Origin of the sequence: Pseudomonas sp. M1 (assembly GCF_022760135.1) — a bacterium.
GTDB classification, from domain to species: domain Bacteria; phylum Pseudomonadota; class Gammaproteobacteria; order Pseudomonadales; family Pseudomonadaceae; genus Pseudomonas; species Pseudomonas citronellolis.
In genome coordinates, this window is sequence record NZ_CP094343.1 from 6,370,354 (window position 1) to 6,395,104 (window position 24,751).

At 68.8% G+C, this 24,751-nt stretch carries 23 protein-coding genes and 1 other RNA gene; 8 read left to right on the forward strand and 16 right to left on the reverse strand.

Annotated features, from left to right (window positions below):
• Nucleotides 1–57: 57 nt before the first annotated feature.
• Together PM1_RS28365 and PM1_RS28370 are read left to right on the forward strand one after the other, a co-directional pair.
• A complete protein-coding gene (locus PM1_RS28365; RefSeq protein WP_009615132.1) occupies nucleotides 58–2,427 on the forward strand; it encodes a tetratricopeptide repeat protein in 2,370 nt (789 codons plus the stop codon).
• 100 nt (nucleotides 2,428–2,527) lie between these two features.
• Nucleotides 2,528–2,845, forward strand: coding sequence for a DUF2388 domain-containing protein (locus tag PM1_RS28370; protein ID WP_009615130.1), 318 nt, complete (start codon nucleotides 2,528–2,530; stop codon nucleotides 2,843–2,845).
• Between the two features lie 69 nt (nucleotides 2,846–2,914).
• On the opposite strand, the gene PM1_RS28375 is transcribed toward PM1_RS28370, so the two are convergent.
• Both PM1_RS28375 and PM1_RS28380 read right to left on the reverse strand, forming a co-directional pair.
• Nucleotides 2,915–3,280, reverse strand: coding sequence for a helix-turn-helix domain-containing protein (locus tag PM1_RS28375; protein ID WP_009615128.1), 366 nt, complete (start codon nucleotides 3,278–3,280; stop codon nucleotides 2,915–2,917).
• Nucleotides 3,281–3,286: 6 nt separating this feature from the next.
• Nucleotides 3,287–3,589 carry a type II toxin-antitoxin system HigB family toxin gene (locus PM1_RS28380; protein ID WP_009615126.1) on the reverse strand — a complete coding sequence of 101 codons (303 nt, stop codon included), beginning with the start codon at nucleotides 3,587–3,589 and terminating at the stop codon, nucleotides 3,287–3,289.
• 121 nt (nucleotides 3,590–3,710) lie between these two features.
• On the opposite strand from PM1_RS28380, the gene PM1_RS28385 reads away from it, so the two are divergent.
• On the forward strand, nucleotides 3,711–4,037 hold the full coding sequence (locus tag PM1_RS28385; protein ID WP_009615124.1) for a DUF2388 domain-containing protein: 327 nt from the start codon (nucleotides 3,711–3,713) through the stop codon (nucleotides 4,035–4,037).
• Nucleotides 4,038–4,769: 732 nt separating this feature from the next.
• On the opposite strand, the gene gcvP is transcribed toward PM1_RS28385, so the two are convergent.
• From gcvP to PM1_RS28435, 10 genes are all read right to left on the reverse strand, one after another.
• Nucleotides 4,770–7,646, reverse strand: coding sequence for an aminomethyl-transferring glycine dehydrogenase (gcvP, locus tag PM1_RS28390; protein WP_009615122.1), 2,877 nt, complete (start codon nucleotides 7,644–7,646; stop codon nucleotides 4,770–4,772).
• Nucleotides 7,647–7,746: 100 nt separating this feature from the next.
• A complete protein-coding gene (gcvH, locus tag PM1_RS28395) occupies nucleotides 7,747–8,136 on the reverse strand; it encodes a glycine cleavage system protein GcvH (protein WP_009615120.1) in 390 nt (129 codons plus the stop codon).
• A gap of 51 nt (nucleotides 8,137–8,187) precedes the next feature.
• Nucleotides 8,188–9,270, reverse strand: a complete 1,083-nt coding sequence (gene gcvT, locus PM1_RS28400; RefSeq protein WP_009615117.1) for a glycine cleavage system aminomethyltransferase GcvT — start codon at nucleotides 9,268–9,270, stop codon at nucleotides 8,188–8,190.
• Nucleotides 9,271–9,343: 73 nt separating this feature from the next.
• Nucleotides 9,344–10,984, reverse strand: a complete 1,641-nt coding sequence (locus tag PM1_RS28405; protein ID WP_009615114.1) for an ABC transporter permease — start codon at nucleotides 10,982–10,984, stop codon at nucleotides 9,344–9,346.
• 95 nt (nucleotides 10,985–11,079) lie between these two features.
• A complete protein-coding gene (locus PM1_RS28410) occupies nucleotides 11,080–12,081 on the reverse strand; it encodes an extracellular solute-binding protein (RefSeq protein WP_009615112.1) in 1,002 nt (333 codons plus the stop codon).
• 117 nt (nucleotides 12,082–12,198) lie between these two features.
• Nucleotides 12,199–13,416, reverse strand: a complete 1,218-nt coding sequence (locus tag PM1_RS28415) for a 2-octaprenyl-3-methyl-6-methoxy-1,4-benzoquinol hydroxylase (protein ID WP_009615110.1) — start codon at nucleotides 13,414–13,416, stop codon at nucleotides 12,199–12,201.
• Between the two features lie 22 nt (nucleotides 13,417–13,438).
• Complete coding sequence (locus PM1_RS28420; protein ID WP_009615108.1) at nucleotides 13,439–13,921, reverse strand: DUF4442 domain-containing protein; 483 nt, start codon at nucleotides 13,919–13,921, stop codon at nucleotides 13,439–13,441.
• 9 nt (nucleotides 13,922–13,930) lie between these two features.
• Entirely contained in the window at nucleotides 13,931–15,115 is a 1,185-nt protein-coding gene (ubiH, locus tag PM1_RS28425) for a 2-octaprenyl-6-methoxyphenyl hydroxylase (protein WP_009615106.1), read from the reverse strand.
• Between the two features lies 1 nt (nucleotide 15,116).
• Nucleotides 15,117–16,451, reverse strand: coding sequence for a Xaa-Pro aminopeptidase (pepP, locus tag PM1_RS28430; RefSeq protein WP_009615104.1), 1,335 nt, complete (start codon nucleotides 16,449–16,451; stop codon nucleotides 15,117–15,119).
• Nucleotides 16,452–16,460: 9 nt separating this feature from the next.
• The gene (locus PM1_RS28435; protein WP_009615102.1) at nucleotides 16,461–17,015 is read right to left on the reverse strand and encodes a UPF0149 family protein; all 555 of its coding nucleotides are present in this window, start codon (nucleotides 17,013–17,015) and stop codon (nucleotides 16,461–16,463) included.
• Between the two features lie 172 nt (nucleotides 17,016–17,187).
• Here PM1_RS28435 and PM1_RS28440 point away from each other — a divergent pair, with 172 nt between their 5' ends.
• The 4 genes from PM1_RS28440 (at nucleotide 17,188) to PM1_RS28455 (ending at nucleotide 18,537) form a co-directional block, all read left to right on the forward strand.
• Nucleotides 17,188–17,397: a TIGR02449 family protein gene (locus PM1_RS28440; RefSeq protein WP_009615100.1), complete on the forward strand. Its 210-nt coding sequence runs from the start codon at nucleotides 17,188–17,190 to the stop codon at nucleotides 17,395–17,397.
• Nucleotides 17,394–17,708, forward strand: a complete 315-nt coding sequence (locus PM1_RS28445) for a cell division protein ZapA (RefSeq protein ID WP_009615099.1) — start codon at nucleotides 17,394–17,396, stop codon at nucleotides 17,706–17,708. Before PM1_RS28440 ends, PM1_RS28445 begins: the two co-directional genes overlap by 4 nt.
• Before the next feature lie 31 nt (nucleotides 17,709–17,739).
• Nucleotides 17,740–17,918, forward strand: a non-coding RNA gene (ssrS, locus tag PM1_RS28450) — 6S RNA.
• A 10-nt stretch (nucleotides 17,919–17,928) separates the two neighbouring features.
• A complete protein-coding gene (locus PM1_RS28455; RefSeq protein ID WP_009615097.1) occupies nucleotides 17,929–18,537 on the forward strand; it encodes a 5-formyltetrahydrofolate cyclo-ligase in 609 nt (202 codons plus the stop codon).
• 34 nt (nucleotides 18,538–18,571) lie between these two features.
• Here PM1_RS28455 and PM1_RS31195 read toward each other — a convergent pair whose 3' ends face one another.
• Nucleotides 18,572–18,703 carry a hypothetical protein gene (locus PM1_RS31195; RefSeq protein ID WP_009615095.1) on the reverse strand — a complete coding sequence of 44 codons (132 nt, stop codon included), beginning with the start codon at nucleotides 18,701–18,703 and terminating at the stop codon, nucleotides 18,572–18,574.
• A 186-nt stretch (nucleotides 18,704–18,889) separates the two neighbouring features.
• Here PM1_RS31195 and PM1_RS28460 point away from each other — a divergent pair, with 186 nt between their 5' ends.
• Nucleotides 18,890–19,345 carry an EVE domain-containing protein gene (locus tag PM1_RS28460; RefSeq protein WP_009615093.1) on the forward strand — a complete coding sequence of 152 codons (456 nt, stop codon included), beginning with the start codon at nucleotides 18,890–18,892 and terminating at the stop codon, nucleotides 19,343–19,345.
• Nucleotides 19,346–19,689: 344 nt separating this feature from the next.
• On the opposite strand, the gene PM1_RS28465 is transcribed toward PM1_RS28460, so the two are convergent.
• Genes PM1_RS28465 through PM1_RS28475 form a run of 3 tightly spaced genes read right to left on the reverse strand, consistent with a single transcriptional unit; the run spans nucleotide 19,690 to nucleotide 24,632 of the window.
• Complete coding sequence (locus tag PM1_RS28465) at nucleotides 19,690–20,814, reverse strand: ABC transporter permease (protein WP_009615090.1); 1,125 nt, start codon at nucleotides 20,812–20,814, stop codon at nucleotides 19,690–19,692.
• A 3-nt stretch (nucleotides 20,815–20,817) separates the two neighbouring features.
• A complete protein-coding gene (gene rbbA, locus PM1_RS28470; RefSeq protein WP_009615088.1) occupies nucleotides 20,818–23,562 on the reverse strand; it encodes a ribosome-associated ATPase/putative transporter RbbA in 2,745 nt (914 codons plus the stop codon).
• Entirely contained in the window at nucleotides 23,559–24,632 is a 1,074-nt protein-coding gene (locus tag PM1_RS28475) for an HlyD family secretion protein (RefSeq protein WP_009615086.1), read from the reverse strand. Before PM1_RS28475 ends, rbbA begins: the two co-directional genes overlap by 4 nt.
• Nucleotides 24,633–24,751 lie beyond the last annotated feature (119 nt).

The window sequence follows — 24,751 nt, forward strand, 5'->3', positions numbered from 1 at the left end:
GCAGTCACTGAAGCTGCTGCCACCGTGATACATGGCTGCCCGAACAACGGACGTCGCATGCAGAAGCCTGCCCATAAGAAAGACCGCAAAGGGGCCGCACCGGCCCGCCCCGCTTCCTCTCCCCGCCTGGCGCGGCGCCTGGCTGCCGCGCTGGTGGCCGTGCTGTTGCTGGCCAGCGCGGGCGCCTGGTGGTACGTCGAGCACAGCGCCCCGTCGCTGCCCGTCGCGAGCCCGCCCGCGCCCCCGGCGAAACCCGTGGTGGCCGAGGCGCCGAAGGCCGGCTTCGTCGACGAGCAGCAATGCCAGGGCTGCCACCAGGGCCAGTTCCAGGACTGGCAGGGCTCGCATCACCACAAGGCGATGCAGGTGGCCAACGAAGCCAACGTGCTGGGCGACTTCGCCGACGCCAGGTTCAAGGGCGAGGCCGAAAGCACCCGCTTCTTCCGCAAGGGCGAGGAATTCTGGGTGAACACCCCGGGCGCCGACGGCAAGCCGGCGGACTTCAAGGTGGCCTACACCTTCGGCGTGGCGCCGCTGCAGCAGTACCTGCTGGAATACCCCGGCGGCCGCCTGCAGGCCCTCGGCGTCGCCTGGGATACCCAGAAGCAGCGCTGGTTCGAACTCAACCCCGGGCAGCGCATCGACTTCAAGGACGAGCTGCACTGGACGCGCCCGACGCAGAACGCCAACTTCATGTGCATCGAGTGCCACACCACCGAGTTCAAGCGCAACTTCGACGCCGACAAGAACGCCTTCGCCAGCCACTGGCAGAGCCTGGGCGTCGGCTGCCAGGCCTGCCACGGCCCGGCCTCGCGCCACCTGGAATGGGCGAAGAAACCCGACGGCAACGCCAGCCGCGGCTTCGACAAGCCGCTGGCCGCCAGCACCGCCGCCAGCGAGCTGGTGGAGAACTGCGCGCGCTGCCACGCCCGCCGCGCGCCGCTGGGCGACGGCTTCCAGCACCGCCACCGGTTCATGGACGACTACCTGCCGAGCCTGCTGACCCGCGAGCTGTACCAGATCGACGGCAAGATCAAGGACGAGGTCTTCGAGTGGGGCTCCTTCACCCAGAGCAAGATGTTCGAGAAGGGCGTGAAGTGCACCGACTGCCACAACCCCCACAGCGGCCAGGTGAAGATCGCCGGCAACGGCCTCTGCCTGCAGTGCCACAACCCGGCCGGCAAGCCGGTGCGCCCGGGCATCGACGGCAAGGGCCTGCTGGCGAAGAACTACGACTCGCCCGAACATCACCACCACCAGAGCGGCACGCCTGGCGCGCAGTGCACGTCCTGCCACATGCCGGGCAAGTACTACATGGTCAACCACTACCGGCATGACCACAGCTTCAGCATCCCCGACCCGCAGCACGCGCAGAAGATAGGCGCGCCGGACGCCTGCATGGGCTGCCACCGCGACAGCGCCTCCAAGGTCAGCGAGCAGTTCCGCCTGTGGTACGCCAGCGACGCCAAGCCGGCCGGCGCCGTGCCGCGCTACGACGACACCCTGTGGAAGGCCCGCAACGGCCAGCCCGGCGCCTCGCGGGCGCTGCACCTGCTGCTGGCCAGCAGCGACCTGCCGGCGATCCGCCGCGCCACCCTGCTCGCCGAACTGCCCGCCTATCCCAGCCCGCGCTCCCTGGAACTGGCCGCCCAGGGCCTGAAGGACAACGACCCGCTGGTGCGCAACGCCGCCATAGGCGCGGTCGCCGCCCTGGCCAGCCCACCGCGCCAGGCACTGCTGCTGGCGCCGCTGCTGGACGACCCGCTGCGCGCCGTGCGCCTCTCCGCCACCTGGCAACTGGCGCAACTGCCGCCGGAGGTGCGCGCCGGGTTGCAGGCGCCGCTGGCCAAGGGCCTGAAGGAATACGAGGAGGTCCAGTTGAGCCTGGCCGAGCGCGCCGAGTCCAACCTCAACCGCGCCATGCTCTACCAGGTCACCGGCCGCGACGCCGAAGTGGAACCGGCGCTGCGCGCGGCCCTGGTGCGCGACCCCGACTTCCTCCCGGCGCTGGTCAGCCTCTACCAGTGGCTGGAAGCCCGCCAGCGCCCCGACGAAGCCCGCCAGCTGCTGGACGGCGCGCTCAAGCGCCACCCGCAGTCCGGCCTGCTGCACCACGCCCAGGGCCTGGCGCTGATCCGCCAGGGCCAGCGCGACGCGGCGCTCAAGGAGCTGCAGGAAGCGGTGCGCCTGGCCCCGGACAGCGCCCAGTTCCGCTACATCCTGGCCATCGGCCTGCACGACAGCGGCCAGGCCGACGCCGCCTGCCGCCAGTTGGAGCAACTGCTGCAACGCCACCCGGCCAACCGCGACGCGCGCCTGGCGCTGATCGCCTACCTGCGCGAGATCGGCCAGCTGGAGAAGGTGCAGATGCAACTGGCCGAGCTGGAACAGCAGAACCCCGACGACCCGGCGCTGAAGGGAGAATGACGGCGCCGTCCGGAAGCGCCTGATTCCACCAGGCGCTCCGGAACTCGCCGGCGGGCACGCACTCTGAGGGGACGCGAACGCAGTCACCCAAGGAGCACCCATGCGTATCCCCGGAGCGGCCCTGGCCGTCGCCCTGTCCACCCTCCCCTTCGCCGCCGCCCAGGCCGAAGACGCCGGCTTCTGGCGCGGCGTGCTGTCCACCGGCGCCACCACCGCCTCCAGCTACCTCACCAGCCACGACGACCACAAACTGGTCGGCCCGCTGGCCGAGGACGCCGGCAGCTTCGTCGCCAGCGCCGGCGCCATCCGCGGCCCCTGGCTGGAAGCCGAGCTGCAGCGGCTGCGCAGCGACTATCCGCAGTTGCAGCAGCGCAGCGATATGGAGCTGGCCAGTGCATTGCTGGCCGGCGAACGCTGAACGGCACTCCCCGGACACGCAAAAGCCCGCAGCTCCTCACGGGGCAGCGGGCTTTTCGATGCGCTCGCCTCAGGCGTACTCGGCGATCAGACTCTCGGCGGGAATCCCCAGGTTGCGATGCAGCTTGCGGATCATCGGCAGCGTCAGGCTGCGCTTGCCGGACAGCACCTCATAGACGCGGTTGGGCTGGCCAATCGAGGGCACCAGGTCCTTAACGGTCAGGCCGCCCTGCTCCATGCGGAACTTGATGGCCTCGATGGGGTGCGGCGCCTCGACCGGGTAGTGCTTGGCCTCGTAGGCCTCGACCAGCGTCAACAGCACTTCGAAACGATCCCCCTCGGGAGTGCCGGGCTCCGGCTCGTCGTCGAAGTAGGCGGACAGTTCCTTGAGGCTGGCCTTGTAGTCCTCGTGCGTATGGATAGGTCGAATGTGCATGCTCTCTCACTCCATCTCGACGATATTCGCGTCGACGGCATCGTACTGCGCGTGCGTGCCGATGAACTTGATGTAGACCGCGCCGAACCGGTAGGTAACCGCGACGATCAGTCGATAGTCGTTGCCCTTGATGTTGAACACCACCCGGCGGCTCTTGAGGATGCTCGCGCTGGCATACCTGGCCTTGATGTCGCCCAGCTGACTCCAGGTCGCGGCCTTGGCTTCATCGATACAGGCCTTGAGTGGTTGCTCCGCGTCCGGATGGGCCAGCCAGAAATCGCGCAGGTTGCCGATGGCGATGATTTTCATCGGCACATGCCAGTCCCAAGATGGGACCAACGCAACCGCGAACCGGTCATCCAGATAACCGGAACCCCTGGCAGCGCCGAGCGCTCAGAAAGGTATGCGGACCTACGGAGGAGAAACTCCCATGCGCATGTTCAAACTGACCGGCATCCTCGCTGTCTTCACCCTGCTGCCCCTGGCCCCGGCCATGGCCGACGGCTTCTGGCGCGACATCATCTCCTCCGGGGCCACCACCGCCTCGACCTACCTGACCTTCAAGCACGACCACAAGCTGATCCTCGCCGCCCGCGACGACGCCGGCAGCTACGTGGCCAGCGACGGCGCCATCCGCGGCCCGTACCTGGAGGCCGCACTGCAACGCCTGCGCAGCGATCATCCGGAGCTGCAGCAACGCAGCGACATGGAGCTGGCCAATGCCATCCTGATGAGCCAGGACGGCGTGGCGCAGTGAGGGCGCTTCGTAGGATGGGTTGAGCTTGCGATACCCATGCGGCCGTGGCGATGGGTATCGCTGCGCTCAACGCCATCCTACGGTTGCCTCCACACCGTGCCCTTGTAGGAGCGCGCCCTGCGCGCGAATCGCGGGCAGGGCCCGCTCCTACAGGGGCTCCGCATTTCGTAGAAGCGGATCTCATCCAGACCGTAGGATGGATCGAGCCTGCGAAACCCATGCGGCCGCGGCGATGGGTATCGCTGCGCTCAACGCCATCCTACGGTTGCCTCCACACCGTGCCCTTGTAGGAGCGCGCCCTGCGCGCGAATCGCGGGCAGGGCCCGCTCCTACAGGGGCTCGGCATTTCGTAGAAGCGGATCTCATCCAGACCGTAGGATGGGTCGAGCTTGCGAAACCCATGCGGTTGTGGCGATGGGTATCGCTGCGCTCAACACCATCCTACGGTTGCCTCCACACCGTGCCTTTGTAGGAGCGCGCCCTGCGCGCGAATCGCGGGCAGGGCCCGCTCCTACAGGGGGCTCGGCATTTCGTAGAAGCGGATCTCATCCAGACCGTAGGATGGGTTGAGCCTGCGAAACCCATGCGGCCGCGGCGATGGGTATCGCTGCGCTCAACGCCATCCTACGGTTTGCCTCCACACCGTGCCCTTGTAGGAGCGCGCCCTGCGCGCGAATCGCGGGCAGGGCCCGCTCCTACAGGGGGCTCGGTATTTCGTAGGCGCGGATTTTCTCACTCCCGGTACTCGTCCACCGGCACGCAGGCGCAGAACAGGTTGCGGTCGCCGAACACGTTGTCCACCCGGTTCACCGCCGGCCAGTACTTGAAGGCGCGGGTGTGTTCGCTGGGGGTCACCGCTTCGGCGATGCCGTAGGGCCGCTCCCAGGGACCGGTGACGTCGGCCAGGGTGTGCGGGGCGCGCTTGAGCGGGTTGTCCTCGGCCGGCCATTCGCCGGTTTCCACCTTGGCGATTTCCGCGCGGATGCTCAGCATGGCCTCGACGAAGCGGTCCAGCTCGTGCAGCGATTCGCTCTCGGTGGGCTCCACCATCAGCGTACCGGGCACCGGGAAGGACATGGTCGGGGCGTGGAAGCCGTAGTCCATCAGGCGCTTGGCCACGTCCTCCTCGCTGATCCCGGTCTGCGCCTTGAGCGGGCGCAGGTCGAGGATGCATTCGTGGGCCACGCGCTCGTTGCGCCCGCGGTAGAGCACCGGGAAGGCGCCGTCCAGGCGTTGGGCCAGGTAGTTGGCGCTGAGGATGGCCACCTCGGTGGCGTCGGCCAGCTGCGGGCCCATCATGGCGATGTACATCCAGCTGATCGGCAGGATGCTGGCGCTGCCCCAGGGCGCGGCGCTGACCGCGTCGTTCAGCGGATTGGGGCCTTCGACGCGGATCACCGGGTGGTTGGCGACGAACGGCGCCAGGTGCTTCTTCACGCCGATCGGGCCCATGCCCGGGCCGCCGCCGCCGTGGGGGATGCAGAAGGTCTTGTGCAGGTTCATATGCGACACGTCGGCGCCGATGTCCGCCGGCCGCCCCAGGCCGACCTGGGCGTTGAGGTTGGCGCCGTCCATGTAGACCTGGCCGCCGTGGCTGTGGATAACCTCGCAGATCTCGCGGATGCCCTCCTCGTACACGCCGTGGGTCGAGGGGTAGGTGATCATCAGGCAGGCCAGCTGGGCGCCGGCCTCGGCGGCCTTGAGTTTGAGGTCTTCCAGGTCGACGTTGCCGCCCTTGTCGCACTCGACTATCACCACGCGCATGCTCGCCATGATCGCCGAAGCCGGGTTGGTGCCGTGGGCCGAGGACGGGATCAGGCAGACGTTGCGGTGCCCCTCGCCGCGGCTCTCGTGGTACTTGCGGATGGCCAGCAGCCCGGCGTACTCGCCCTGGGCCCCGGAGTTGGGCTGCATGCAGATGGCGTCGAAGCCGGTGATGGCGCGCAGCCAGCTCTCCAGCTCGTCGATCATCAGCCGGTAGCCCTCGGCCTGCTCGCGCGGCACGAAGGGGTGCAGGTTGGCGAATTCCGGCCAGGTGATGGGGATCATCTCGCTGGTGGCGTTGAGCTTCATGGTGCAGGAGCCCAGCGGGATCATCGCCTGGTTCAGCGCCAGGTCCTTGCCTTCGAGCTGGCGCAGGTAGCGCAGCATCTCGGTTTCGCTGTGGTGGCGGTTGAACACCGGGTGGCCCAGGTAGCCGGAGCGGCGCTGCAGGGTGCCGGGGATGCCGTCGGAGAGGTCGCCGGCGTCCAGCACGGCGATGCTCAGGCCGTGGCCGGCGCCGAGGAAGATGTCGAACAGCGTGGCGACGGTTTCGGCGTTGCAGGTTTCGTCCAGGCTGACGCCCAGGCGGTCCTCGCCGACGATGCGCAGGTTGTAGCGCGCCGCGCGGGCGCGTTCGAGGATGGCCGCCTGTTGCGCGCCCACTTCCAGGGTCAGGGTGTCGAAGAAGTGCGCGTTGACGCGCTTGAGGCCCTTGGCGAACAGCCCGGCGGCGAGGATGGCGGTGAGCCGGTGCACGCGCTGGGCGATGCGCTTGAGGCCCTCGGGGCCGTGGTAGACGGCGTAGAGGCTGGCGATGTTGGCCAGCAGCACCTGCGAGGTGCAGACGTTGGAGTTGGCCTTCTCGCGGCGGATGTGCTGCTCGCGGGTCTGCAGCGCCATGCGCAGCGCGGTGTTGCCGCGGGCATCACGGGATACGCCGATGATCCGCCCCGGCATGGCCCGCTTGAATTCGTCGCGGGTGGCGAAGAAGGCCGCGTGGGGCCCGCCGTAGCCCATGGGCACGCCGAAGCGCTGGGCGCTGCCGAGCACCACATCGGCGCCCAGCTCGCCCGGCGGCGTCAGCAGCAGCAGGCTGAGCAGGTCGGCGGCGACGCAGGCGATGGCCTGCCGGGCGTGCAGGGCATCGATCAGCGGGCGCAGGTCGCGGACCTCGCCGCGGCTGTCCGGGTACTGCAGCAGCGCGCCAAATACGGTGTGCTGGCCCAACGTGTCCAGCTCGTCCACCACCAGGTCGAAGCCGAAGGCCTGGGCGCGGGTGCGCACCACGGAAATGGTCTGCGGGTGGCAGTTCACGTCGACGAAGAACAGGTTGCTCTTGGCCTTGGCCACGCGCTTGGCCAGGGCCATGGCCTCGGCGGCGGCGGTGGCCTCGTCGAGCAGCGAGGCACTGGCCAGGTCCAGGCCGGTGAGGTCGATGGTCAGCTGCTGGAAGTTCAGCAGCGCCTCCAGGCGGCCCTGGGCGATCTCCGGCTGGTAGGGGGTGTAGGCGGTGTACCAGCCGGGGTTCTCCAGCACGTTGCGGAGGATCACCGTGGGCGTGACGGTGCCGTAGTAGCCGGTGCCGATCAGGCTGGTCCACAGCTGGTTCTGCTGCGCATAGCCCCTGAGCTTCTCCAGGGCGCCCTGCTCGTCCAGCGCCGGCGGCAGCTCCAGCGGGCGGTTCAGGCGGATGGCCGGCGGCACCGTCTGCACGATCAGGTCGTCGAGGCTGGCAACGCCCAGGGCCTCGAGCATGGTCCGTCGCTCCGTCTCGTCGGGGCCGAGATGGCGGCGCAGGAAGGCATCGGGCTGGTTCAGCTGGGACAGCGAAGGGCTTTTCGACATGGCCTGGACCTCGATCGGGAATGCACGATCAAGACAGGATAGGCCAGGCGGGAAGAACAAGGCCCCGACTGAGCGGGGCCTTGGGGGTTCGGCGCGGCGATCAGGCGTCCGCGTCGCAGGCGGCCTGGTAGCCGGCGGCGTCGAGCAGCTTGTCCAGCTCGGCCGGGTTGCTCGGCTTGAGCTTGAAGAACCAGGAGCCGTAGGGGTCGTTGTTAACTTCCTCGGGGGTGTCGGCCAGGACCTCGTTGATGGCGATCACCTCGCCACCGACCGGGGCGTAGATGTCGGAGGCGGCCTTGACCGATTCCACCACGCCGGCTTCCTGGCCAGCGTTGAGTTGCTTGCCGAGCTCCGGCAGCTCGACGAAGACCACGTCGCCCAGGGCTTCCTGGGCATGGTCGGAGATGCCCACGGTGACGGTACCGTCGGCTTCCAGGCGCGCCCACTCGTGGCTGGCGGCGTAACGCAGGTCGGCGGGAATGTTGCTCATCTTGTTTTCCTCGGGGACGGGGCAGCGGCGACGACGGGTCGCCTATGCAATTTAGATCAGGGCCTTGCCATGACGCACGAAATTCGGCTGAACGACGCGCACCGGGTACCACTTGCCACGGATTTCCACCTCGGCGCGGTCGCCGGTGGCCGCCGGCAGGCGGGCCAGGGCGATGGACTTGCCGAGGGTCGGGGAGAAGCTGCCACTGGTGATCTCGCCCTCGCCGATGCCGGCCACCCGCACCACCTGGTGGGCACGCAGCACGCCGCGCTCCTCCAGCACCAGGCCGACCAGCTTCGGCTGGTCGCCGGCGGCGCGCTGGGCTTCCAGGGCCTGGCGGCCGATGAAATCGCGCCCGGCCGGTTCCCAGGCGATGGTCCAGCCCATGTTGGCGGCCAGGGGCGAAATCTCTTCGTCCATGTCCTGGCCGTAGAGGTTCATCCCGGCTTCCAGGCGCAGGGTGTCGCGCGCGCCCAGGCCGGCGGGGGAAATGCCGGCGCCGACCAGTTCGTTGAGGAAGCCCGGCGCCTCGGCGGCGGGCAGCATGATCTCCAGGCCGTCCTCGCCGGTATAGCCGGTGCGGGCGATGAACCAGTCGCCGTCGGCCTTGCCCTGGAACGGCTTGAGTTCGCGGATCAGGGTGGCGCGGGAGGGGCTCACCAGATCGGCGGTCTTGTCCCGCGCGTTGGGGCCCTGGACGGCCAGCATGGCCAGATCCGGGCGCGCCTGCAACTGGACCTCGAAGCCCTCGGTGTGGGCCTGCATCCAGGCCAGGTCCTTCTCGCGGGTGGCGGCGTTGACCACCACGCGGTAGCCGTACACGCCCAGGTAGACGATGAGGTCGTCGACCACCCCGCCGCGCTCGTTGAGCATGGCGCTGTACAGCGCCTTGCCGGGCACCTGCAGGCGCTCGACGTCGTTGGCGAGCAGGCGTTGCAGGTATTCCCTGGACTGCGGGCCGGTGACGTCGACCACGGTCATGTGGGAGACGTCGAACACGCCGCAGTCACGGCGGACCTGGTGGTGCTCTTCGACCTGCGAACCATAGTGCAGGGGCATGTCCCAACCGCCGAAATCGACGATTTTCGCGCCGAGGGCGACATGCAGGTCGTAGAGCGGGGTGCGCTGTCCCATGGGTGTTCTCCTTCCGGGAATGGCGGATGCGGAGCGCGAGGGCGGCCCGCACGAAACCGGCGCATTGTAGCCGCTAGGCCGGTGCCTGGACACCTCGGCCGACGGTCGAGTCGCGCCCCGCCGCGCTGGCCGCGGAACGGCGGATCAGCAGCACCACCGGCAGCAGCCCGGCCAGCACCAGGCTCAGCGCCGGCAGCGCGGCGCGGGCCCATTCGCCCTCGCTGGTCATCTCGAAGATGCGCACCGCCAGGGTGTCCCAGCCGAAGGGACGCATCAGCAGGGTAGCCGGCATTTCCTTCAATACGTCGACGAACACCAGCAGCGCGGCGCTCATCAGCCCCGGCGCCAGCAGCGGCAGGTAGACGCGGGCGAACAGCGCCGGCCCGGCCACGCCGAGGCTGCGCGAAGCCTCGGCGAAGGACGGGCGGATGCGCATCAGGGTGCTTTCCAGCGGCCCCTCGGCCACCGCCAGGAAGCGGATCAGGTAGGCCAGCAGCAGCGCCCCCAGGCTGCCCAGCAGCAACGGCTTGCCGGCGCCGCCCAAGGCGCTGGAGAGCGGGATCACCCAGTGGTTGTCGAGCCAGCTGAAGGCCAGCATGATCGCCACCGCCAGCACCGAGCCGGGCACCGCGTAGCCGAGGTTGGCCAGGCCCACCGCGGCGCGCACCGGCCTCGCCGGCGTCTGCCGGCGGGCGAAGGCCAGCAGCAGGCCGACCGCCACGCACAGCGCCGCCGCCGTGGCGCCCAGACCAAGGCTGTGCCAGAGCAGGCCCCAGTAGCGCTCGTCGAGGTCGAAGCGGCCGCGCTGCCAGCACCAGGCCAGCAGCTGCGCCAGGGGAATGGCGAAGGCACAGGCGAACACCAGGCCGCACCAGGCGCTGGCGGCGAAGGCCTTGAACCCGCGCAGGCGGTACAACGGCGCGGTGCGCGGCTTCTCGCTGCCGGCCACGACACGGCCGCGGCTGTGGCGCTCGCCGAGCACCACCAGGAACACTCCGAGCAGCAGCAGGCTGGCCAGCTGGGTGGCGCTGGACAGGCTGTAGAAGCCGTACCAGGTCTTGTAGATGGCGGTGGTGAAGGTGTCGAAGTTGAACACCGAGACGGCGCCGAAGTCGGCCAGGGTCTCCATGATCGCCAGGGCCAGGCCGGCGCCGATGGCCGGCCGCGCCATGGGCAGCGCCACGCGCCAGAAGGCCTGCCAGGGCGACAGCCCGAGCACCCGCGCCGCCTCGGTGAGGCCGCGGCCCTGGGCCAGGAAGGCGCCGCGCGCCAGCAGGTAGACGTAGGGGTAGAAGACCAGCACCAGGACCAGGATCACCCCGCCGGTGGAACGCACCCGGGGCAGCCGCAGGCCGCTGCCGAACCATTCGCGCAGCAGCGTCTGCAAGGGCCCGGCGAAGTCCAGCAGGCCGACGAAGACGAACGCCAGCACGTAGGCCGGGATGGCGAAGGGCAGCATCAGCGCCCAGTCCAGCCAGCGCCGCCCGGGGAACTCGCAGAGCGCGGTGAGCCAGGCCAGGCTGGTGCCCAGCAGGGTCACGCCGATGCCGACGCCGAACACCAGCACCAGGCTGTTGCCCAGCAGGCGCGGCAGCTGGGTGTCCCACAGGTGCGCCCAGATTTCCGTGTCGATCTCGCCCCAGCTCAGCGCCAGCACGACGAGCGGCAACGCCACCAGGGCGGCGATGGAGAAGGTGATGGGGTACCAGCGCATAAGTGATTAGCTGGAAGCTAGAAGCCGGAAGCTGGAAGCTGGAAGCCAGGTCCACGCCGACCTCCAGCCTCCAGCTTCCGGCTTCCGGCTCCTGGTCAATTCCAACCGGCCCGGTCCATCAGCTTGATGGCTTCGGCCTGGCGCTTGCCGGCGACTTCCACCGGGATGCTGTCGGCCTTGAAGTTGCCCCAGGCCGCCACTTCCTCCGAGGGCGCGACCTTCGGGTTGGCCGGGAACTCCTGGTTCAGCGAGGCGAACAGCGCCTGGGCGTCGGGGCCGGTCATCCACTCCACCAAGGCCTTGGCCTGCTCGGGGTGCGGCGCGTGCCTGGTCAGGCCGATGCCCGAGAGGTTGACGTGCACGCCGCGGTCGCCCTGGTTCGGCCAGAACAGCTTCACCGGCAGGTCCGGCTTCTGCTTGTGCAGGCGCCCGTAGTAGTAGGTGTTGACGATACCGACGTCGCACTGGCCAGCGGCGATGGCCTGGAGCAGCGCGGTGTCGTCGGAGAACACGTCGGTGGCCAGGTTGCCCACCCAGCCCTTGAGGATCTGCTCGGTCTTCTGCTCGCCGTGGGTCTCGATCAGGGTGGCGGTCAGCGACTGGTTGTAGACCTTCTTCGCCGTGCGCAGGCACAGGCGGCCTTCCCACTGCTTGTCGGCCAGGGCCTCGTAGGTGCTCAGTTCCTCCGGCTTCACCCGCTGGGTGGAGTAGGCGATGGTCCGCGCGCGCAGCGACAGGCCGGTCCAGCTGTCGGTGCCGGAGCGGTACTGCGGGGGAATGTTGGCGTCGAGGGTCGGCGAATCGAACGGCTGCAGGATGCCCATCTTCTCGGCCTGCCAGAGGTTGCCGGCGTCCACGGTGAGCAGCAGGTCGGCCGGGGTGTTGGCGCCCTCGGCCTTGATCCGCGCCATCAGCGGCGCTTCCTTGTCGGTGATGAACTTGACCTGCACGCCGGTTTTCTTGGTGTAGGCGTCGAACACCGGCTTGATCAGCTCGTCGATGCGCGAGGAGTAGACCACCACCTCGTCGGCGGCCTGGGCGGTGCCGGCCAGTGCGGTGAGGGCGAGGGAAGCGAGAAGGCCTTTGCGTACCGACATGCTGGCGGCTCCTGGGTAGCGGAATGAGGTTCCAGATGATAAGGAACCTCATTTAGCCCCGGAGCCGACCTTTGTGACCGGGTGTTTCACCACGCCGCGACACGGAGTCGCGGCGCCTCAGACCCGCGCCAGCGTCGGCAGGTCGCCGGACAGGCCCAGGGCCTGGCGGACGAACAGGCCCTTGGCCTCGTGGTGGCGGTCGACCAGGCGCAGGCCGGCGTTGCGCAGCCAGCGCACCGGCAGCGGGTCGGCCTGGAACAGGCGCTGGAAGCCTTCCATCGCCGCCATCATCGCCAGGTTGTGCGGCATCCGCCGGCGTTCGAAGCGGCTCAGCACGCGCTCGTCGGCGATGCGCTCGCCACGGGCGTGGGCGTGCATCAGCACCTCGGCCAGCACCGCGGCGTCGAGGAAGCCCAGGTTGACGCCCTGCCCGGCCAGCGGGTGGATGGTGTGCGCGGCATCGCCGATCAGCGCCAGGCCCGGTTCCACGTAGCGCTTGGCGTGGCGCTGGCGCAGCGGGATGCACAGGCGCGGGTCGACCTGCTCGATGCCGCCCAGGCAATGCTCGAAGGCCCGGCCGAGGGCTTCGCGGAAGCCGTCGTCGTCCAGCGCCATCAGGCGTTCGGCCTGCTCCGGGGTGGTCGACCAGACGATCGAGCACCAGTGCCTGTCGCCCTCGCGGGACAGCGGCAGGAAGGCCAGCGGGCCATCGTCGGTGAAGCGCTGCCAGGCGGTGGCCTGGTGCGGTTTTGCGCAGCGCACGCTGGTGACGATGGCGTGGTGCAGGTAGTCCCACTCGCGGGTGGCGCAGCCGGCCAGGCGGCGCACGGCGGAGTTGGCGCCGTCGGCGGCGACCACCAGCGGCGTGCGGATCTGCCGGCCGTCGGCCAGGGTCAGCAACCAGTCGTCGCCGGAGTGGCGCAGCTGCTCCAGGCGCGCGCCGGGCAGCAGGCCGAGGGTGGTGTCGTGCAGGCGCTCCAGCAGGGCGTCCTGCACCACGCGGTTCTCGACGATGTGGCCGAGCACCTCGGCGTGCACGCTGGCCGCGCTGAAGTGCACCTGCCCGGTGCCGGAGCCGTCCCACACGTGCATCTCGCGATAGGGCTCGGCGCGCCGCGCGACTATGCCATCCCAGGCGTGCAGGCGCTGGAGGATGCGCCGGCTGGCCTCGGACAGGGCGCTGACCCGCGGCTCGAAGCGCGCCGTGCGGTCGAAGGGTTTCACGCTCAGCGGCGAGCCGTCGAGCAGGAGGATTTCCAGGCCGCTGCCCTGCAACGCCAGGGCCAGCGCGCTGCCGACCATCCCCGCCCCGACAATCACCAGATCCGCGTGCATCTGCATTCCTTTTTCCATGTCGTCAGCCGGCCTTGCGCAGGCGCGGCTTGAGCCTGATGTAGAGGGTCTTCTGCACCCGCGCGACCAGCGTGCCCTCGCCGTCGCGCACCTCGGCGTGCAGCTTGGGCAGGTACTTGCCGCCGTCGGCGGTCTGCGCCCGGACTTCGTCCAGCAGTTGCTGGTCGATGCGGAACTCGGCGTACACCGGCCCCTTGCCCGGGGTGATGAATTCGATGTTGGCGGCCTTGTCCCAGACGATGTAGTCGCGCCCCAGGTTCTCCATCAGCATGAGCATGAAGAAGGGGTCGGTCATGCTGTACAGGCTGCCGCCGAACTGGGTGCCGACGTAGTTGCGGTTGAACCAGGACAGCACCATCTTCACCCGCACCTCGCGAAAATCCGGGGCGATGTGGCGCACCCGCACGCCGGCGCCGAGGTAGGGCGGGTAGAGGTTGAGGCCGAAGCGCAGCAGGCGGGCGCGGCGGGCCATCTTGCCTGAGGACATCGCCGCTCCCTAGACCGGCCGCGCGCCCAGGCCCATGGCCTGGCGGGCGAACCAGCGCTTGGCCGGCGGCAGCAGGTCGAGGCCGAGCAGGCCCAGGTTGCGCCCGGTGGCCAGCACCGGCTGGGCGTTGGAGAACAGGCGGGTGACGCGGTCGGAGAAGCCGACGGTCATCTGCTGGTCCAGGCGCTGGCCTTCCAGGTAGCGCTGCAGCACGGCGAAGTCGCCGGGCGCGGCGTCGGCGCCGAGCAACTGGTCGGCCAGAGCCTGGGCATCGCGCAGCGACAGGTTGAAGCCCTGCCCGGCGATGGGGTGCAGGCTGTGCGCGGCGTTGCCGAGCACCACCAGGTGCGGGCGCACCTGTTCCTCGGCCTCGCTGAGGGTCAGCGGGTAGCAATAGCGCGCGCCGACCTGGCGGAAGCCGCCCAGGCGGTAGCCGAAGGCCGCCTGCAACTCGTCGAGGAACTGCCGCTCGGGCAGCTCGCGCAGGCGCTCGGCGTCGCGCGGCGGGCGCGTCCAGACCAGCGCGCAGCGGTTGTCCGGCAGCGGCAGCAGGGCCATGGGCCCCTGTTCGGTGAAGCGTTCGAAGGCCTGGCCGCGGTGTTCCTCGCTGGGGCTGACGTTGGCGATCAGCGCGGTCTGCCCGTAGGGCGCCTCGCGCACGCCGATGCCCAGCTGCTCGCGCAGGCCGGAGCGGCCGCCGTCGGCGAGCACGGCGAGGTCGCAGTCCAGGATAGAGTCGTCGTCCAGGGTCAGCCGGTAGCCGTCGTCCAGCGCCTGCATACGGCGCACCTCGGCCGGGCAGCGCCAGCTCACCACTTCGTGGTCCAGGGCCTGCCACAGGCACTGGCCGAGCCAGGCGTTCTCCACCACGTAGCCCAGCGCCGGCACACCCTCCTCCATTGCGGTCAGGCGTGCGGAGCCGAAGCGCCCGCGGTCGGACACGTGAATCTGGCTGATCGGCTCGCCGCGCTGGGCGATGCGCTGCCACAGGCCGAGGCGTTCGTAGATCTGCCGGCTGCCGAAGGACAGCGCCGAGGAGCGGGCGTCATAGCTGGGCTGGTAGGCGTCGCCGGGGGCGAACGGCTCGATAAGCACGATGCGCCAGCCACGCTCGCGAGCGCCGGCCTGCAGGATCAGCGCCAGGCTGGCGCCGACCAGGCCGCCGCCGATGATCGCCAGGTTCGCGCGTTGCATCTCAGGCCGCCCGGGCCTTGGCTTCGGCCATCAGCGCCTCGATGGCGGCGACGGTCTTGGGCACGCCGTTGGTCAGCACTTCGCAGCCGCTCCTGGTCACCACCACGTCGTCCTCGATGCGCACGCCGATACCGCGCCATTTCTTCGGCACGTCGGTGTTGTCCGGCGCGATGTAGATGCCCGGCTCGACGGTCATCGCCATGCCCGGCTCGAGCACGCGCCATTCGCCGCCGACGCGGTACTCGCCGACGTCGTGCACGTCCATGCCCAGCCAGTGGCCGGCGCGGTGCATGTAGAAGGCCTTGTAGGCTTCGCTGGCGATCAGTTCGTCGACGTCGCCCTTGAGCAGGCCGAGCTTCACCAGGCCGGCGGTGATGACGTGCACGGTGGCCTCGTGGGCTTCGTTCCAGTGGCGGCCGGGGGCGATGTAGTCGAAGGCGGCCATGTTGGCCTCCAGCACCAGCTCGTAGACGGCCTTCTGCTCGGGGCTGAACACGCCGTTGGCCGGGAAGGTGCGGGTGATGTCGCTGGCGTAGCAGTCGATCTCGCAGCCGGCGTCGATCAGGATCAGGTCGCCGTCCTTGATCTGCGCGTCGTTCTCCCGGTAGTGCAGGATGCAGGCGTTGCGCCCGGTGGCGACGATCGAGCCGTAGGCCGGCATCTTCGCCCCGCCCAGGCGGAAGGCGTATTCCAGCTCCGCCTCCAGGTGGTATTCGTACAACCCCGGCCGGCAAGCCTGCATGGCGCGGATGTGGGCGCCGCAGGAAACCTCGGCGGCGTAGCGCATCACCTTCACTTCGCCGGCGCTCTTGTACAGGCGCAGGTCGTGCAGCAGGTGGTCGAGGGCGACGAACTCGTTCGGCGGCTGCGCGCCCTGGCGGGCCTTGGAGCGGATCACGTTGATCCAGTCCATCAGCCGGCGGTCGAACTCGGGGTTGGCGCCCAGCGCGTAGTAGACGCGGTCGCGGCCCTCGATCAGGCCGGGGAGGATGTCGTCGATGTCGCCGATGGGGAAGGCATCGTCGGCGCCGAAGTCCTTGATCGCACCGTCCTGGCCGGCGCGCAGGCCGTCCCACAGCTCACGCTCGGGGTCGCGTTCGCGGCAGAACAGCACGTATTCGCCATGCTCGCGGCCGGGGATCAGCGCCATCACCGCTTCCGGCTCGGGGAAGCCGGTGAGGTACTGGAAGTCGCTGTCCTGGCGGTAGACGTGCTCGACGTCGCGGTTGCGGATGTACATCGGCGCCGCGGGCAGGATGGCGATGCTGTTGGGCTCCATCTGCGCCATCAGCGCCTTGCGCCGACGGGCGTATTCCGGTTTGGCGATATGGATCATGCAGCTACCTCAGTGCAGGGAGGGTTTGTCGGCCGGCGCCGGCACCTTGCCGAATTCGGAGAACAGCAGCAGCGGGGCGACCCGCAGGTATTCCTGGACTTCCATGTAGTCCGTCTCGCCGTCCTCGGACTCTTCCAACTGGCCCTGGACCTGGGCGATGGCGGCGATGTCCTGGAGCACTTCGTCGGCCTCGTCGGACAGGCTGGCCTGGCGCAGCGCAAGGCCGAAGCCGGCGAGGAAGCCCTGGCACCACTGGCCCAGGGCCTGGGCGCGCTCGGCCAGCGGGGCGTCGTCGTTGGGCAGCATCAGCACCACGGCCATTTCGCCGGCGCTCAGGTCCTGCTGGACCATGCCCAGCAGGCCGCCCAGGGCAGCCTGCAGGCGTTCGCTGAGTTCGCCGCCGAGCAGTTCGGAAGCGGCCTGCAGCCACTCGCCCTGGTCGAAGCCGGCGCCGGCGCAGACGCGCCCGAGCAGGTGGCCGTGCAGTTCCGCCGGGGAGATCGGCAGGGTCGCCTCGGCGAGCAGGTTGGCGAAAGCGGTGTAGGCGGAATTTACTGTGGACATGCGCGGGACCTGAATATCGACGCTAGGCGCCACCAGGCGCTATGCATAGAATGAGAGTGGCTATCCTAGCACCGCCGGGCGCGCTCAGACCATGCGACGGCATGTCGGGCAACCCCGTGCGGTGCCGTACCTTGTATAGTTTCCGGTCATCCCCTTGCCCAAGCGAGAGCCCATGGAAGACGCCGACCTGCAAACGCTGATCGCCAAATTCGACCTCCTGCTCCAGCGCCTGGAACAGCTCAAGGCGGAGAACCGGCTGCTGCGGGCCAACGAGAAAAGTTGGCGCGAAGAGCGCGCTCATCTGATCGAGAAGAACGAATTGGCGCGCCACAAGGTCGAAGCGATGATTTTGCGCCTGAAAGCCCTGGAGCAGGACTCATGAGCCAGACGAACACCCTGAACGTGCAGATTCTCGACAAGGAATACTGCATCACCTGCCCCGCCGAGGAGCGCGTCAACCTGGAAAGCGCCGCGCGCTACCTGGACAGCAAGATGCGCGAGATCCGCTCGAGCGGGAAGGTCATCGGCGCCGACCGCGTCGCCGTGATGGCCGCGCTGAACATCACCCACGACCTGCTGCACAAGCAGGAGCGCATGGACAACGAGCACAGCAGCACCCGCGAACGCGTGCGCGAACTGCTCGAGCGCGTGGACCGCGCCCTTACCACCGATCAGCCCGGGCGGGAAGACTGACCCCGGAGAAAACCCTGGGGTATACTGGCCACGCTCCCTGGTGTGTTGGCCAGTCGGTGATGTCCCTGAGCCGATAATCGCAACAACGGAGGTTGCCAGTTGGGCTGGTGTGCATGTCCGCACGACGGAAAGCCTTAAAGCCTACTGCAACCGCCACCTTGAACTTTCGGGTTCAAGGGCTAACCCGACAGCGGCATGTCCGGGGAGCTTTCCTCCTACCATGATCCACGCCCAAGACCTTTCCCGCGCCGCCCTGCGCCGCCTGCTGCGCCAGGCCCGCCGCAAGCTTACCGCGCAACAGCAACGCCAGGCCGCCCGCGACCTGCAGCGCCGCATGGCGCAACACCCGCTGTTCCGCCGCGCCCGCCACATCGCCCTGTACCTGCCCGCCGACGGCGAGATCGACCCGCGCCCGCTGCTCAAGGCCGCGCAGAAACGCGGCAAGGCCACCTACCTGCCGGTGCTCAGCCGCTGGCCGCACACCCACATGACCTTCCAGCGCGTCGGCAACGGCGAGCGCTGGCGGAAAAACCGCTACGGCATCGCCGAGCCGCTGCCGGACCGCGGCCGCCAGCGCGAGCCCTGGGCATTGGACCTGGTGCTGCTGCCGCTGGTGGGTTTCGACGAACGGGGTGGGCGCCTGGGGATGGGCAAGGGTTTCTACGACCGCACCCTGGCGTACCTGGGCAGGCGCAAAATCTGGCGCAAACCGACACTTTTGGGCCTGGCGCACGAGTGCCAGAAGGTGGACAGGCTGGACCTGGCCAGCTGGGATGTGCCGCTGCAGGGCATCGTCAGCGACGCCGGCTGGTACGGCGCGCTCGCCTAGGCGCCGCGTTCCCTGCGGCGCCAGGCGGGGTGGATCAGGGCTGTTTGGTCACCTGGACCGGAACCTCGCCCTGGCGATCCCACAGGCTCTGGGTGTAACCGGTGGTGACAACGCCCAGGCCGAAAAGAATCACCAGCACCCACAACAGATCGGGCTTACGCTTCATCGATTGCCTCCCCCTTCCAGGCAAACTGTCAACGATGGCCGGCGGTGGTTTTTGGTCCGTCCGGCGCGTGCCAAGCTGAAAACGGCGGCATTCTCCGACAATGGAAAGCGTCTCGCAATTCCATGCCTGGTCCAGTCGTCGGAGTCAGTCGCTTCCCACAAAAACGGCGAAACTGGAGCAAGGATCATGCCGCACTGGCTGATGAAATCCGAACCCGACGAACTGTCGATCCATGACCTGCAGCGCCTGGGCAAGGCGCGCTGGGACGGCGTGCGCAACTACCAGGCGCGCAACTTCGTGCGCAGCATGCAGCCCGGCGACCTGTTCTTCTTCTACCACTCCAGCTGCCCGCAGCCGGGCGTGGCCGGTATCGCCCGCATCGAGGGCGAGGCCTACCCCGACCCCACGGCGCTGGACCCGCAGAGCCCCTACCACGACGCCAAGGCCAGCGCCGAGAAGAACCCCTGGAGCGCGCGGGACGTGAGTTTCGTGGAGGCGTTCAGGGAAGTGCTGCCGCTGGCCACCATCCGCGCCGCTGCCGGGCTGGAGGAGCTGGCCCTGGTGCAGCGCGGCAGCCGTTTGTCGGTGATGCCGGTGAGCGAGGAGCAGTGGAAGATCATTCTTGGGTTGGCGCGACGCTAGGACGCAGGCCGGTTGTCGGGTGGATTGGAGATGATGGCTCGGTGGGGATGCTCTTCGTAGGAGCGAGGGGGACGCCTAGTTCTTGCTCGCGAACGGGCGTCTGTCGGGGGTGCTTGGTGTTCATCCCAAGAGCGCCCTCTCCCCAGCCCTCTCCCTGAAGGGAGAGGGGGCTTGTCCGTGCCAAGAGAAGTAATGGTTTCTGCCGGAAACACCATGGCTGTCGGCTAACTCCAAAACGCCCGCCTCTGCCCAACGGTCCCCTCTCCCTTCAGGGAGAGGGTTAGGGAGAGGGAACGGAGCTCAACCTCGCACCGAAGCAACCGGCAGCCCCCCGTTCACGAGCATCAAGCCATCTGCGAAATAGTCCTGCGGAACCGCCACAACGCCCCGCAGAAAAACGCCGCGCCGATACCAATGATCGCCAGCAGTTGCGGCCAGACGATGGCCAGCCCGGCGCCGCGGAACAGGATGGCCTGGGCCAGGCTGACGAAGTGGGTGGTCGGGGCGAACAGCATGATGTTCTGCACCAGCTCCGGCATGCTCTCGCGCGGCGTGGTGCCGCCGGAGAGGATCTGCAGCGGCATCAGCGTGAGGATCACCAACAGCCCCAGCTGCGGCATCGAGCGCGCCACCGTGCCGAGGAAGATGCCCATCGAGGTGGTGGCGAACAGGTGCAGCGCCGCGCCCAGCAGGAACAGCGCCAGCGAGCCGCTGATCGGCACGTCCAGCCAGCCGCGCACCACCAGCTGCAGCGACAGCGCGGCCGCCGCCAGCACCACCACGCCCATGGACCAGACCTTGGCCAGCATGATCTCGAAGGCGGTCAGCGGCATCACCAGCAGGTGCTCGACGGTGCCGTGCTCGCGCTCGCGGATCAGCGCCGCGCCGGTGAGGATGATCGACAGCATGGTGATCTGGTTGATCACCTCCATCACCGCGCCGAACCAGGCCTGGGTCAGGTTGGGGTTGAACTCCATGCGCACCGCCAGCTCCGCCGGCATGCCCGGCTCGCTGCGGTAGCGGCTGACGAACTCGCGCACCTCGGTGGCGACGATGTTCTGGATGTAGCCGGCGCCGGAGAAGGCCTGGGCGGTCTGGGTGGCGTCGACGTTGACCTGCACCGCCGGTTGGCGGCCGGCCAGCACGTCGCGCTGGAAGTCCGGCGGGATGTCCAGGGTGAAGGTGTACAGGCCGGTGTCCATGCCGCGGTCCATCTGCGCGTGGCCGATCATTTCCGGCGTGCGGAAGTACGGTGCCTGGAAGGCGTTGACGATGCGCGAGGAGAGCTGCGACTGGTCCTCGTCGACCACCGCGATGGGCGCGTGGTGCAGGGTTTCCGGCACGCCGGTGGCGGAGCTGTAGACGCCCAGGGTGAAGGCCCAGGCGATCAGGATCAGCATCGCGTAGTCGCGGCCGAGGCTGCGGAACTCCTTGACGCCCAGGTTGAAGATGTTCGCCAGTTTCTTCATCGCTCAGTCCTCCTGCTTCTTCAACAGGAGCACGCTGAGCAGCGTCAGCACGCCGATGGCCGCCAGCAGCGGCAGGTAGTAGAGCCACAGGTCGCTCAGGCCCAGGGCCTTGGAGAAGGTGCCGCGGCTGATGATCAGGAAGTGCGAGGTCGGGTAGAGCTTGCCGATCAGCGCCGCTGCGCCCTCCAGCGAAGACACCGGGTGGATCAGCCCGGCGAACTGGATGGCCGGGATCATGGTGGCGATGGCGGTGCCGAACACCGCGGCGATCTGGCTCTTCATGAAGGTCGACAGCAGCAGGCCGAGGCCGGTGCTGGTGATCACGTACAGCAACGCGCCTAGGCTCAGCGCCAGCAGGCTGCCCTTGAGCGGCACCTGGAACAGCAGCACCGCCATGGCCAGCATCAGCACGAAGTTGACCATGCCCATGCCGATGTAGGGCAGCTGCTTGCCGAGCAGGAATTCCAGGCGCGTCACCGGGGTGACGTAAAGGTTGGTGATCGAGCCCAGCTCCTTCTCGCGCACCACGCCCAGGGCGGTGAGCATCGCCGGGATCATGATCAGCAGCAGCGGGATCACCGCCGGGACCATGGCCTTGAGGCTCTCCACGTCGGGGTTGTAGCGGTAGCGCACCTCGGTGCTGGCCGCCGCGCTGGCCTCGGCGTTGCCGCTCTGCCGGGCCAGCTCGGCCAGGTAGCTGCTGTGCAGGCCCTGCACGTAGCCCTGCACGGTGTTGGCGCGGGTGGGCATGGCGCCGTCGATCCACACGCCGATGGCCGGGTCGTCGCCGCGCTTGAGGTCGCGGCCGAAGTGCGGCGGGATTTCCAGCGCCAGGCTCAGCTCGCCGCTGCGCAGGCGCCGGTCGAGGTCGTCGGGGTCGCGGATCGCCGGGTGCTCGACGAAGTAGCGCGAGCCGGCGATGTTCAGCGCGTAGGCCTGGCTGGTGGTGGTCTGGTCGCGGTCGAGCACGGCGTAGGACAGGTCCTCGACGTCCATGTTGATGCCGTAGCCGATGATGAACATCAGCAGCGCCGTGCCCAGCAGCGCCAGGGTCAGGCGGATGGGGTCGCGGCGCAGTTCCATGGATTCGCGCCGCGCATAGCTGAACAGGCGCAGCGGGCTGAAACGCTGGCGCTGCGGCTTGTGCGGCGCCTGTTCGTCGACGGTGCTGGCCGGCGCCTGCGGCTCGGGCGGCGGCGCAGCGCTGCCGGCGGCCTCTTCCAGGTAGGCGATGAAGGTCGCCTCCAGGGTCGGCAGACCGCGCTTGTCGATCAGGCCCTGCGGGGTGTCGCTGTCGAGCACCTTGCCGGCGTGCATCAGCGAGATGCGGTCGCAGCGCTGGGCCTCGTTCATGAAGTGGGTGGAGATGAAGATGGTTACCCCGTCGCGCCGCGACAGCTCGACCATCAGCTGCCAGAAGCCGTCGCGGGCCACCGGGTCGACGCCCGAGGTGGGCTCGTCGAGGATGAGGATTTCCGGCTTGTGGATCACCGCCACGGCCAGCGACAGGCGCTGGCGGATGCCCAGCGGCAGGCTGTCGGGCAACTCGTCGCGGACCTTGCCGAGGTCGAAGCGCGCGAGCATTTCCTCCACCCGCGGGCCTATCTGCTCGCTCGGCAGGTGGAACAGCTTGGCGTGCAGTTCCAGGTTCTGCAGCACCGTCAGCTCGGCGTACAGCGAGAAGGCCTGGGACATGTAGCCCACGCGGCGGCGCGTGGCCATGTCCTTGGCGTTCACCGGCTGGCCGAACAGCGCGCAGCTGCCCTCGCTGGCCGGCAGCAGGCCGGTGAGCATCTTCATGGTGGTGGACTTGCCGCAGCCGTTGGAGCCGAGGAAGCCGAAGATTTCCCCGCGCTCGATGCGGAAGCTGACGTGGTCCACCGCGACGAAGTCGCCGAAGCGGCAGGTCAGCCCCTCGGCCTCGATGGCGATCTGCGGCGCGCCCTCGCTGTGCTGGCGCGGCGGGATCACCAGTTGATGGTGGCCGGCGCGTTTGCGCTCGGGCAACAGCGCGACGAAGGCCGCCTCCAGGCTTTGCGTGCCGGTGTGCTCGCGCAGCTCGGCGGGGGTGCCGGTGGCCAGCACCTTGCCCTCGTCCATCGCCACCAGGGTGTCGAAGCGCTCGGCCTCCTCCATGTAGGCGGTGGCCACCAGCACGCTCATGCCCTGGCGGCCGGCGCGGATGCGCCCGATCAGCTCCCAGAACTGGTTGCGCGACAGCGGGTCGACGCCGGTGGTGGGCTCGTCGAGGATCAGCAGGTCGGGGTCGTGGATCAGCGCGCAGCACAGCCCGAGCTTCTGCTTCATGCCGCCGGAGAGCTTGCCCGCCGGGCGCTCGGCGAAGGGCGCAAGGCCGGTGCTGTGCAGCAGGTCGGCGATGCGCCGCTCGCGCTCGGCCTTGTCGTGGCCGAACAGGCGGCCGAAGAAGTCGACGTTCTCGAACACCGAGAGCGTCGGGTAGAGGTTCTTGCCCAGGCCCTGGGGCATGTAGGCGATGCGCGGGCACACCGCGCGGCGGTGGCGGGCGTCGCGCATGTCGCCGCCGAGCACGTGCACCTGGCCGTCCTGCAGCTTGCGCGCGCCGGCGATCAGCGCCAGCAGGCTGGACTTGCCGACGCCGTCCGGGCCGATCAGGCCGACCATGCGGTTGGCCGGGATGTCCAGCGTCACGTCGTCCACCGCGCGGGTCTGCCCGTAGCGCAGCGACACGCCGGCCAGGCTGGCCACCGCGGCGTGCGGGGCGCTCATTGCGGAACCTTGATCTGCAGGTTGTCCGGCCATTGCGCCTCAGGGTCCAGGCGCAGGTAGGCCATGCCGGGCACGCCGGTCTTCACGTAGGTGATGTACTTCTCCAGCAGCGCCGGGTCCAGGCGCGCCTTGACGCGGAACATCAGCTTCTCGCGCTCGTTGGCGGTTTCCACGGTCTTGGGCGTGAACTGGGCGACGCTGGCGACGTAGGAGACCTTGGCCGGGATCACGTATTGCGGCACCGCGTCTATCACCAGGTGCACTTCCTGGCCAAGCTCCACGCGGCCAGCCTGGGCCGAGGGCAGGAAGAAGGTCATGTAGACGTCGGTCAGGTCGACCATGTTGAGCAGCTTGCCGCCGGCGGCCAGCACCTCGCCGGGCTGCGCCACGCGGTACTGCACGCGGCCGTCGCGGGGCGCGCGCAGCAGGCTGTCGTCGATGTCGGCCTGCAGCCGGGCGACGCTGGCGGTGGCCGCCTCGATGGCCGATTGCGCCTCGATCACCTGGGAACGCCCGGCCTCGATGGCGGCCTGGGCCGAGATCACCTGGGAGCGCGCGGCGGACAGCGCGGCCTGGGCGCTCTGCAGCACGGCGCGGTCGTCGTCCAATTGCTGTTGCGGCAGGGCGTTGCGCCTGACCAGTTGTTCGGTGCGGGTGAAGCGCTTCTGCGCGGCGGTGAGTTCGGCCTGGCGCTGGGCCACCACTGCCTCGGCGGTGCTCTTCTCGCTGTTGCGCTGGGTCACCACGGATTCGGCGGTGAGCTTGGCATTCTGCGCCCGGCGCACCTCGGCCTGGGCCTGGGCCAGCTGCGCTTCCAGCACCTGGGTGTCCATGCGCGCGACCACTTCGCCGGTCTTGACGAAGTCGCCCTCGTCCACCTTGATCTCGGCCACGCGGCCGGGCAGCTTGGTGGCTACGTCCACCTCGGTGGCCTCGATGCGCCCGTTGCCGCTGGCGAAGCCTTCGCCCAGGCCGTTGGGCTTCAGCGTCTGCCAGGCCAGCGCGGCGACCACGGCGCAGGCCGCGAGCACGCCGCCACGGAACAGCCAGCGTTTCGAATTTCCCTTCATCGTACCCCCTGGTCAACGCTCATCAGAGCGATCTTGTAGGGATCTTCAGCGAAGGGAGGGGAAAAGGCCTTGATACAGGTCAGAGCCGCCCGAAAAGACCTGGATAGCGGGCGAAAACG